Annotated in this window: 8 protein-coding genes and 2 tRNA genes; 4 read left to right on the top strand and 6 right to left on the bottom strand. The window is 49.9% G+C overall.

Annotated features, from left to right (window positions below):
• Nucleotides 1-123 precede the first annotated feature (123 nt).
• The 4 genes from QFX39_RS01040 to QFX39_RS01025 form a co-directional block, all read right to left on the bottom strand.
• Nucleotides 124-1275, bottom strand: a complete 1152-nt coding sequence (locus QFX39_RS01040) for a thiolase domain-containing protein (RefSeq protein ID WP_300476552.1) — start codon at nucleotides 1273-1275, stop codon at nucleotides 124-126.
• Nucleotides 1276-1287: 12 nt separating this feature from the next.
• Nucleotides 1288-2328 (bottom strand): hydroxymethylglutaryl-CoA synthase, encoded by a 1041-nt coding sequence (locus QFX39_RS01035; protein WP_300476550.1) that lies wholly within the window; start codon nucleotides 2326-2328, stop codon nucleotides 1288-1290.
• Nucleotides 2329-2608: 280 nt separating this feature from the next.
• A tRNA-Gly gene (locus QFX39_RS01030) sits at nucleotides 2609-2682 on the bottom strand.
• Between the two features lie 2 nt (nucleotides 2683-2684).
• A tRNA-Gly gene (locus QFX39_RS01025) sits at nucleotides 2685-2758 on the bottom strand.
• A 139-nt stretch (nucleotides 2759-2897) separates the two neighbouring features.
• Between QFX39_RS01025 and QFX39_RS01020 the strand changes: the two genes are divergently transcribed.
• Complete coding sequence (locus QFX39_RS01020; RefSeq protein ID WP_300476547.1) at nucleotides 2898-3620, top strand: heparan-alpha-glucosaminide N-acetyltransferase; 723 nt, start codon at nucleotides 2898-2900, stop codon at nucleotides 3618-3620.
• Nucleotides 3621-3781: 161 nt separating this feature from the next.
• On the top strand, nucleotides 3782-5152 hold the full coding sequence (locus QFX39_RS01015; protein ID WP_367185379.1) for a DASS family sodium-coupled anion symporter: 1371 nt from the start codon (nucleotides 3782-3784) through the stop codon (nucleotides 5150-5152).
• 121 nt (nucleotides 5153-5273) lie between these two features.
• On the opposite strand, the gene cobQ is transcribed toward QFX39_RS01015, so the two are convergent.
• Nucleotides 5274-6791: a cobyric acid synthase CobQ gene (cobQ, locus tag QFX39_RS01010; protein WP_300476545.1), complete on the bottom strand. Its 1518-nt coding sequence runs from the start codon at nucleotides 6789-6791 to the stop codon at nucleotides 5274-5276.
• 119 nt (nucleotides 6792-6910) lie between these two features.
• On the opposite strand from cobQ, the gene QFX39_RS01005 reads away from it, so the two are divergent.
• Both QFX39_RS01005 and lonB read left to right on the top strand, forming a co-directional pair.
• Entirely contained in the window at nucleotides 6911-8152 is a 1242-nt protein-coding gene (locus QFX39_RS01005; protein WP_300476544.1) for a PAS domain S-box protein, read from the top strand.
• 139 nt (nucleotides 8153-8291) lie between these two features.
• Nucleotides 8292-10226, top strand: a complete 1935-nt coding sequence (lonB, locus tag QFX39_RS01000; RefSeq protein ID WP_300476540.1) for an ATP-dependent protease LonB — start codon at nucleotides 8292-8294, stop codon at nucleotides 10224-10226.
• Between the two features lie 110 nt (nucleotides 10227-10336).
• Here the strand turns inward: lonB and QFX39_RS00995 are convergent, their stop codons facing one another.
• Nucleotides 10337-11191, bottom strand: coding sequence for a ribose-phosphate diphosphokinase (locus QFX39_RS00995; protein ID WP_300476537.1), 855 nt, complete (start codon nucleotides 11189-11191; stop codon nucleotides 10337-10339).
• Nucleotides 11192-11220 lie beyond the last annotated feature (29 nt).

Below are 11220 nucleotides of genomic sequence, written 5' to 3'. Positions count from 1 at the left end.
AACCTTCAGAGAGAAAAAGGGGCATTGCAGTTTAGTTTTTTATGGATATAAGCATAAAAAGAGTTATTACAGAATTGAAAAAGTCATTTAGCTTATTAGTGCAGAAAAAAGGGGTGGTGGTGGCTACCTTGAGAATATGTGAACAGCTGCTGTCCCACCGGTTCCACCGATGTTGTGGGTCATACCTATCTCAGCACCCTCAACCTGCCTTTTACCGGCTTCACCACGTAGCTGCCAGACCACCTCAGCCGCCTGGGCGATACCTGTGGCCCCTAGTGGATGACCACGTGCCTTGAGACCCCCTGAGGGGTTTACGGGTATGTCACCATCGATTCGGGTCATGCCCTCCTCAAAGGCCCTTCCACCTTCACCCTTCTCGACAAATCCAAGGTCCTCAACAGCCAGTATGCCATTTATGCTGAAGCAGTCATGGACCTCAACAAGGTCTATGTCTCCCGGTGTAAGATCTGCCATCTTGAATGCGGATCTTGCTGCATTCACGGTGGCGTCAATCCTGGTTATATCCCTTCTATCGTGCAGTGCAATGGTACCTGATGCCTGTGCAGATGCCTTCACATAGACGGGGGTATCGGTGTATTCCCTGGCCATCTCTGCGGGGCAGAGTATGACTGCTGCTGCACCATCAGAGATGGGTGAACAGTCAAGGAGTCTGAGTGGATCCGCGACCATGGTTGAGTTGATGACCTGTTCAACTGTGACCTTCATTGGGAACTGGGCCCTTGGGTTGTTTGAGGCGTTTTCATGGTTTATCACGGAGACCATGGCGAGCTGCTCCCTTGTTGTACCGTACTCATACATGTGCCTCCTTGCCATCATGGCGTATAGTGATGGGAAGGTTACACCCTGCTGGGCCTCCCATTCCTGGTCAGAGGCCGTTGCAATTGCAGGTGTGGGGTCAACAACGTCGGTCATCTTTTCAACACCTGCTGCTATCACAATATCATGGTATCCTGATGCCACGGCCATTATACCGCTCCTCAGGGCAAGTCCACCTGATGCACAGGCGGCCTCCACCCTTGTTGAGGGTATTGGTGTTAAACCGGCATGATCTGCGATGAGTGAAGAAATGTGCTCCTGTTTTATGAAGAGACCCGCTGACATGTTACCAACGTACATGGCCTCGAGGTCTGCACCTTCAACTCCAGCATCCTCTATGGCACCAAGGCCGGCCTCGGTTATCATGTCCCTGAATGAGACGTCCCAGAGTTCTCCGAATTTTGTCTGTGAGACTCCAATAATTGCTACATCCCTCATGTTATCACCATCTTAAGCCATCCTGAGTTTGCCCTTGAACTTGGCATAGAGTGCATAGTCAACGTATTTCTTCTTGCTGATGATGTCAGAAACGGCTGGGGCGAGGTCCCTCTTTTTCTCTATCTCGTCCGTGACCTCTATTATGAATGCGTCACTCCCGGCCCCTGAACCATAGGAGACTGCAAGTATCCTTGCCCCGGGTTCTGCAACGTCAAGTGTCGCTGCAAGGCCTATTGGTGTTGCACCGGAGTATGTGTTACCTATGACCGGTGTTAAAAGCCCAGGTTTCACCTGCTCGCTTTCAAATCCAAGTTTTTTCGCTGCCTTCAGGTAGAACTTTCCGTTTGGCTGGTGGAAAACCGCATAGTCAAAGTCACCTGCAGAGAGGCCCGTCTTTTCCATCATACCCCTTGCAGCTCCAAGAACGTGTTTGAAGTAGGCTGGTTCACCTGTGAACCTTCCACCGTGTCTGGGGTAAGGCATTCCCTCCCTCCTGTAGAAGTCGGGGGTGTCAGTGGTGAAACTGTAGGTTTCCCTTATCTCTGCAAGACAGTTCTCATTTCCTATGACGTAGGCCGCCCCACCTGCTGATGCTGTGTATTCAAGGGCGTCCCCCGGTGCCCCCTGGGCTGTATCTGCGCCAACGGCAAGGCCGTATTCAATGATTCCTGAGTCAACAAGTCCCATACATGCCTGTATACCGGCGGTCCCTGCTTTACATGCGAATTCAAGGTCAGCAGCTGTCATTTCAGGAGTTGCCTCCACGGCCTCTGCGACGATTGTTGCTGTTGGTTTGACTGCATAGGGGTGGGATTCTGAACCAACATAGACGGCCCCTATCCTTGAGGGGTCTATCTGGCTCCTTTTGAGGGCGTTTCGGGCAGCCTCCACTGAGATTGTTGCGGTGTCCTCATCTGGACCTGGAACTGATTTCTCTTCAACCACCAGTCCCCTTGATATGGCCTGGGGGTCGTCTCCCCAGACCCTTGCTATTTCTTCAACCTTTATTCTGTATGATGGAATGTAAACTCCATATCCAACGATTCCAGCCATGAGTATCACACCATTAATATTAGTCTGGATCCTGTTATTATCTAGAATTAAAGTACTTATCCTTTGCTCTACTATCGGGGTTTCTAATATATATAGCTGATATATGGCTGGCCACTTTCCCTGGGAGGGAGGTGCAGATTACATCTATGGAGTTTCAATTGGAATAAACAGTTAAGATCAGCCAGAAACAGGTTTATGGTGTAAACTGAGAATTAATGGGTCACTGTATTTATCATATACACTAGAATTAACAGGTTACTGGCATCAGAAACAGTTTTTATGCGGTTGCCGGGATTTGAACCCGGGTCGCGGGCTTGGAAGGCCCGAGTCCTAACCAGACTAGACTACAACCGCTATGCGGCGTCCGGGATTTGAACCCGGGTCGCTGGCGTGGCAGGCCAGTGTCTTAACCAGGCTGGACTAACGCCGCAATTCGTAGGCATAGAAAAGGTTTGAAATCATCATATATAAAATTTTCTATTTTTATCCCTAACACTCCCTGTGGAGGTCCTCCTGCAGTGGGAACTGCTTTTACCGGGCTCCACACAATTTATAAATGGAGGTTATTCATGGGGGTAGCATCGTCAAGGGAGAGGTTCCATGAGGTGGATGCCATGAGGGGCATCGCTGTTGTGATGATGATCATATACCACGTGATCTTTGACCTCAACTTCCTTGGAGCCGTGAAACTGGATATGACCTCACCGCTGATCTGGATAACCGGAAGGCTGACATCATTTCTCTTCATATTCCTTGTGGGTGTATCACTCAGCCTGAGCCACTCCAGAAGGGGTTCTGGGTGCACTGGACATTACATTAAGAGGGGTATCAGGATATTTCTCTACGGCCTTCTGATAACTGCTGTCACATGGATATACCCCCATGAGGGATTCATAGTGTTCGGGATGCTCCACTTCATAGGTGCTGCTGTTATCATCACATACCCATTTGCGGGAAGAAGGTTACCCTCGGTTATCGGGGCGCTCCTGGCACTGGCGGCAGGGGTGTGGGTTTCAGGCTTGAGGGCGGACACCTTATTTTTTGTCTGGCTCGGACTGAAGCCCCCTGGATTTTACACACTCGACTACTTTCCCCTGCTTCCATGGATTGGTGTTGTCCTTCTAGGTATCTTCACAGGAGATACCCTCTATCCCGGATACAGAAGGAGATGGAAGGGGGAGCTCCAACGGAGAAACCATACACTTGAATTTCTGGGAAAAAACTCACTGGCCATTTACTTTATCCATCAACCCGTAATACTGGCTGTCATATGGCTTTTAATGAATATCTAAGTGTTCATGCACATCTTTTTCTGATGTAGGTTGTAGCTGATTCTTCTATGGTTGATTTTGGTCAGCAAACTGGGGGGCTTGGTATTACTAGCCAATCTCTTTATATAAGGCAAAAATTATAAGCTACTGGAAACTTACAGTTACCAACCAGAGGAGGTAATATTACGGATGCAAAGAAAGGATTTATTCTGAGTTTTCTTCTTGCACTTGCAGTGTATCTGATACCGTTACCCGGCCTTAAGGCTTCAGGACACGCAGCAATATCCTTACTTGTTTTCGCGGTTTCAATGTGGGCAACGGAGTCTGTTCCACTTGCAGTCACATCCCTCATAATACTCTTTGCACAGCCACTTATAGGCGTTGAGAGCTTTGAAAATGCTGTTATAGGATTCGCAAACCCCATACTCTTCCTCATGATAGGTGGGTTCATAATGGCTGAGGCCATAAGGAAGAGTGGCCTTGCACAGAGATTCACCTACTACCTTTTAAGGAGACTTGGAACATCACCCGAGAGAGGCCTCTTTGTGAGCATATTCTCCACGGGGCTCCTCTCAGCGTGGATTGAGAACGTGGTGGCATTTGCCATGCTCCTTCCAATCATAAAGGAGATAGTGGATATAATGGGCTGTTCTGAGCCTGAGAGGGGGAGGAGTAACTATGCAAAGGCAATGATACTGGGGGCGTCATTCGGTTCCCTTGCAGGTGGCTTCGGGACGGAGATAGGGACAGCCCCCAACCTCATGGCGGCTGCCTACACCCAGATACCATTCCTCAACTGGATGATCTTCGGGTTCCCCCTTGCAGTTGCAATGCTCTTTGTAATATGGTTTGTCCTCATGAGGGTATTCCCCAGTGAGGTCACAGCCCTATGTGACGGTGACGCAGTTATAGGGAAGAAACTGATGGAACTTGGTGAGGTTAAAAGGGAGGAGAAGATCAGCGCCGGGATACTCCTATTTGCAATTCTGCTCTGGGTGACAGCTGGCTGGACAGGCATCAACAGTTACTCGGTTTCACTGATAGCCGCTGTGATGTTCATCTTCGCCGGCGTTATAACCTGGAAGGACGCCCAGAAGAATATTGACTGGGGCCTCATCGTGTTCTTTGGGGGTGCACTCTCCCTTGGAAGCGCCCTCCTCAAGACTGGTGCCGCCGCATGGCTGATAAATGACCTTGTCAGGATGCTGGGCTCTGATCCATCAACGATTCTTGTCATGCTGGTCCTCATGGTCCTTGCAGTGCTTATAACTCAGGTGATGTCAAATATAGCGTTATCAGCGATCCTGGTTCCGCTTTCAGTGACCCTTGCAGGTGCACAGCATCAGCCGGTGGGGATATATGCGGTTCCGGTTGCCATAGCATGTTCGCTGTCCTTCATGCTACCAATGGCTGATCCAACCGTTGCCATGGCCTATGGTTCTGGCTACGTTAAGCTCCGTGACATACCCAGGGCAGGGATTCCAGTGATAGTGGTGGGCATCATCCTGACGGTCCTTGTGATTACAACACTCGCGGTGCCGTTCATAGCATAGAATCAACGATTTGGACTCTGTCCAATAAAAAAAGCTAATTTTTTAAGGATAATTCCTTAATTTTTGGATAGGTTTTAAGAAAAAGGGATTTGTGGAGGATATGCATTAGGGTCCTTTTTTTCTAATCCCCTTCTATGATGTCCTCAATGATGGATAGGTCCATTTTCTCCTCGACTATCTCGGCCAGGCGGTCAATTGAGAACCTCCTTGAGGCATCGAAGTGGTCGTCCACATAGTCAAGCTTTTCAAGGCCCTTACTCTCCCTCAGAATGTTGGTGAAGTACCTCCTGAATCTGAAGTTGTGGAATATGCCGTGGAAGTAGGTACCAGCAACGTTCCCCTCAGCGGCCCCATCGAATCCCATGGTGTATGTGTTACCAAAGCCCCTCCTAACCTTCAGGAAGGGTTTAACATCACCTAGGACTGTGGTTCCCTCATGGAGCTCATAGCCCTCCACGGTTTCCCCTGCAATACCTGAGAACAGGCCGGCACCGGTGATATCCCCGGCACTCTGGGATATTATCTTACCATCGCCTGTAAAGGTGGTTTTGCAGTCAAGGAGGTTGAGGCCATCCACGCTTCCCAGTTTTGACTCCTGAAGGCCCTCATCCACGACCCTCCTCCCAAGCATCTGGAAACCACCGCATATACCGAATACCGGTATCTCACGACTCAGATCCCTGATCTCATCGGCGAAGCCATTTTCCCTCAGATACATGAGGTCGCTTATGGTGTTCCTGGTCCCGGGGATTATGATGGCGTCAAGGCCCTCGAGACTGTCACCGGCCTCTATGAGCCTCACGGCAACGTCCTCCTCGTACTCAAGGGGGTCTATGTCTGTGAAGTTGGATATTCGGGGAAGCCTCATGACACCGATCTTCACATCACCCCTTCCACGGTACTTGCGTTCTGAAAGCGAGGCTGAATCCTCCTCAGGCAACTTCAGGCTCTCATCGTAGGGTAGCACACCAAGCACAGGCACACCTGTGATCTCCTCAATCCTTTCTATACCTGGCATGAGGATGTCAAGGTTTCCCCGGAACTTGTTTATGACAACACCCCTTATCCGGGACCTGTCACGCTCATCGAGAAGCATCAGGGTGCCTGCAATTGAGGCAAAAACACCTCCACGGTCTATATCAGCAACAAGTATAACATCAGCGTCTGCAAGATGGGCTATCTCCATATTGGCAAGGTCCCGGTCCCTCATGTTTATCTCGGCAGGTGACCCGGCCCCCTCAATCACGATGATATCATATCGCTCCTTAAGGTAATTGAGGGACTCCCTTATGGCCTTAAGGGCGGTTTTACGGAAGCCTGTCTGGTACTCCTGGAAGTTCATGTTCCCTGCGGGTCTCCCGTGGACTATGACCTGGGATGTGAAGTCCTCCTTGGGTTTGAGGAGTATGGGGTTCATATGATATGACGGCCTGATACCTGCAGCCTCTGCCTGGAGGACTTGGGCCACCGCTATCTCCCTGTTCTCATGGGTTGTGAAGGAATTCAGTGACATGTTCTGGGATTTGAAGGGGGCAACCCGGTAACCCCTCTTTGAGAATATGCGGCAGAGTGCAGCCACAAGGACACTCTTACCGGCACTTGATGATGTCCCCTGTACCATTATACATTTTGAACTCATTTCTTCACCACTTCTGGGCTGCTCTGATCCTAAGATCCTATTGATCACTAAAATCTTAAATACCTTGCCGGCATAAATATTATCTGAGTATATTTGATTTATTATGTGGAGATGGTTGGATGTCCGGTGTTTCTCCTGAAAGCCCTTTACTGTCTGATGAGGACCTTAAATCAGTATTTGAGACAGTTATACATAACAGCCCCGATGGGGTGATCACAGTTAACTCTGAGGGCATTATCGTATTCTCAAACCCTGCGGCAGATAGGATGTTTGGATACACATCTCTTGAGGGTAAAAGGGTCGATTTACTTGTCCCGGAATCCCTCAGGGATGACCTCAACGCCAAGATGAGGGAATACCGGATGGAGGGAGAGCACGAACTCGCAGGAAAGGTTTTTGAAACCACATCCCTCCGATCAGATGGGACCGAGTTTCCTGTTGAAATGAGCCTGAACCCTGCACGGACTGCAGGGGGCCTTTTTCTGACCTCAATAATCAGGGATATCTCAGAGAGGAGGAGAATGGAGGATGAGGTCCATAGAAGGGAGGAGCAGTTCAGGGACCTCTTTGAGAACGCCAATGACATGATACAGGCGGTTGACCCCGAGGGAAGATTCGTATATGTTAACAGGGCCTGGATGGAGACCCTGGGTTACACCGAGGACGACATTGAAAATCTCACAATATTTGATGTGATACACCCTGACAAGCTGGATGAGTGTCATGAGATCTTCAGGCGTGTAATGAGCGGGGAGAGCATTCCCCTTGTTCAAACCGCATTCATAACAAAGGATGGTGAGAAGATCTTTGTGGAGGGAAACGTCAACGTCCGCATGAGGGATGGTGAGGTTGAATACAGCCGGGCAATCTTCAGGGATGTGACAGAGAGGTTGAAGTTTCAGCGTGAACTCGAAAGGCTGGCTTCCATCGTGGAGTCCTCGGGGGATGCCATCGTAAGCTATGACCTTGATGGGACCATAATTGACTGGAACAGGGGTGCTGAGAGGATATACGGTTACAGTGCAGACGAGATCAGGGGACAGAACGTCTCGATCCTCATGGATGAGGAGGAATTTGAAAGGCTCAAGGGCCTTATATCTGAGGTGGGAGCCGGTAAACTTGTTTCAAACTTTGAGGCCAGAAGGTTCAGGAAGGATGGGGAGGAGATATGGCTTTCTATTTCACTCTCACCACTCAGGGACGTTAATGGTGAGATTATAGGTGTATCCACCATTGCAAGGGACATAACTGAGATGAAGAGGACACAGGAGGCCCTCAGGGCAAGTGAGGAGAAGTACCGTAAAATCGTTGAGAAATTTATTCAGAATGCACTTGCCCTCATCTCCGAGATAAACCGCTGACCCATGGAGATACCTTTATAAGTGACATCACCATATATTAAAATAAAAATTTGTAAGTAAAATATTTTAGGCAGAAGGAATAACCATAAACTGTGATTTTATTTTAACCACTTCACTTAATGGAGGCATTTGAATAGAAATGAAAACCACCATTAAAAACTTCAGAACTGAAGAATCTGTTTCATATGAAGGTACTGACGATAAGAAGGAATCAGGGAGGAGCCTTTCATATGAAACCTCAAAGGATATAGATGTCCCTGAAAGACTCATAGATCAGATCATAGGTCAGGAAGAGGCAGTTGAGACCATAAAAAAGGCTGCAGAGCAGAGGCGTAATGTATTATTGATAGGTGAACCCGGGGTCGGCAAATCAATGCTGGCAAAGGCAATGGCGGAACTCCTGCCCCGGGAGAAACTCCAGGATATACTGGTCTACCCCAACATAGACGACCCGAACAACCCCCTCATAGGCACTGTACCGGCAGGGGAGGGTAGAAAAATCGTCATGAACCACAAGAACAGGGCAAGGGCACAGGATGAGAAGAAGAACCTCTTTATGATGCTCATAATATCATTCATCCTTGTCCTCGGGTTCATGGTTAACCAGTTCCTTGCAGCTATAATAGCAGCGGGTATAGTCTTCCTGGCCCTCCAGCAGTTCAGGCCAAGGACCACCGTCATGGTGCCCAAGCTCCTGGTCAACAACGAGGGAAGGCAGGTTGCCCCATTCGTGGATGCAACAGGTGCCCATGCAGGTGCGCTTCTGGGGGATGTGAGGCACGACCCCTACCAGTCAGGGGGCCTTGGCACACCGGCACATGAGAGGGTCGAGGCCGGGATGATACACAGGGCCAACAAGGGGGTCCTCTACATAGACGAGATAGGGACAATGAAGATGAAGACCCAGCAGGAACTCCTCACAGCCATGCAGGAGAAGAAGTACTCCATCACGGGTCAGAGCGAGACAAGCAGCGGTGCAATGGTGCGCTCACAGGCCGTCCCCTGTGACTTTGTTCTCGTGGCATCAGGTAACCTTCAGGTGCTTGAGGGCATGCACCCGGCCCTCCGTTCAAGGATTAGGGGATACGGTTATGAGGTTTTTATGAAGGACACAATGCCTGATACACCTGAAAACAGGGACAAACTTGTCCAGTTCGTTGCACAGGAAGTTGAAAAGGATGGAAGGATCCCCCACTTCAGCAGGGAGGCCATAGAGGAGATAATAAGGGAGGCCCAGAGGAGGGCCGGTAAGAAGGATTCACTCACACTCAAACTCCGTGAACTTGGAGGTCTTGTGAGGGCTGCAGGGGACATTGCCAAGAGCCGTGGCGCGGAACTGGTTGAGACCAGGGATGTGATGGAGGCAAAGAAACTTTCAAGGACCCTCGAACAGCAGATCGCGGACCGATACATTGTACAGAAGAAGAAGTACAGTGTATTCAAATCAGAGGGTGGCGAGGTTGGACGCGTCAATGGACTTGCAATAATCGGTGACAGGAGCGGCATCATCCTCCCGATAGCTGCAGAGGCGGCCCCCGCCCAGAGCAAGGAGGAGGGGAGGATAATCGCCACAGGTAAACTGGGTGAGATTGCCCGTGAAGCGGTTCAGAACGTAAGCGCCCTCATCAAGAAATACACGGGTACAGACATATCAAACTATGACATACACATCCAGTTCCTCCAGGCATACGATGGTGTGGAGGGTGACAGTGCAAGCGTCTCAGTGGCAACAGCCGTCATATCGGCCCTCGAGGAGATACCCGTGGACCAGTCAGTCGCCCTAACAGGCTCACTGAGCATACGTGGAGATGTGCTCCCGGTGGGTGGAGTTACAGGGAAGATAGAGGCGGCTGCAGAGGCAGGGATAAAGAAGGTACTCATACCTGCCTCCAACATGGGGGACGTCATGATTGAGAAGAGGTATGAGGATAAGGTTGAGATAATACCCGTTGAGACCCTCGGTGACGTCCTGGAACACGCCCTCATTGGTAAGGGCAAGGAGAGCCTCCTTGAGAGGATGCAGAAAATAAGTGATATAGTACCATCAATCATGAAGAAGCCAGCCATGCACTGATTTTTCAGGGCTGGGCTTATTTTCCATTTTTTGAATTTTGAAGGGATTTCGAAGTAGCTGATTGTTTTTTACTCTTATAGAGGGTCCACGTTAGTGTCAAAATAAAAAATTTATTTTATTGCCTCTGCAATCAGAGGGGCCACCGAGATCTCACTCACCTCTGATTTCAGGGTGTCCGTTGCAATCACCCTCTCAACACCTGCAGAGAATATCCTGAGCAGGGCGTCCTCCACCAGGACAGGGTGGACGCAGCACACGGTTATACTTGAGGCCCCGCAGTTTCTTAAAATTCCAGCGGCGTTTACAATCGTACCCCCGGTACTTATGATGTCATCCACCACCACCGCGTCCATCCCCTCAACATCCAGGTCCCGCACCCTGGTCTCAACGGTTTCAGGGGAAAGCCTCACCTTCTCCATGTAATCGCATTCACATCCAAGTATGCTGCTGACCTCCCTGGCATGGCCCATGGCACCCTTATCGGGTGCGATGATCACAGGGTCATCCAGGAATGAGATGTGCCTGGCTATGAGGGGCATGGCAGAGAGTTCAGTTACAGGTACGGTGAAGAATTCGCTGAGGCAGTTCTCATGGAGGTTCACGGTTATGATCTCATCTGCACCAGCGGCCTCAAGGAGGCGGGCAACTATCCTGGCTGAAACAGCCTCTCCACTCTTGAAGCGCCGCTCCTGCCTCCCGTAACCGAAATAGGGTATCACAGCCCGCACATAATCCGCCCCAAGATCCTTAAGGTTCTCCATCATGAAGAGGAGTTCCATGAGGTTCTCATCCTGCGGGTAACCTGTCGACTGGACAACGGTGACCTCACCATCAACCCCGCCCTTAACACGGATGTAACGCTCCCCATCAGGGAATTTACGGGTTTCAACCGGGCACAGCCTATCATCAAGCAAATCTGCAACGATTGCAGCCAGTTTCTGTGATGCTGAACAACCTATTATCATGAAAAATCACCATACATGATTAACAATTT

It is taken from the genome of Methanothermobacter sp. (assembly GCF_030055425.1).
Taxonomy (GTDB): Archaea; Methanobacteriota; Methanobacteria; order Methanobacteriales; family Methanothermobacteraceae; genus Methanothermobacter.
Note: the sequence above shows the minus strand (reverse complement) of the source record. Positions and strands in the feature narration are given on the sequence as shown.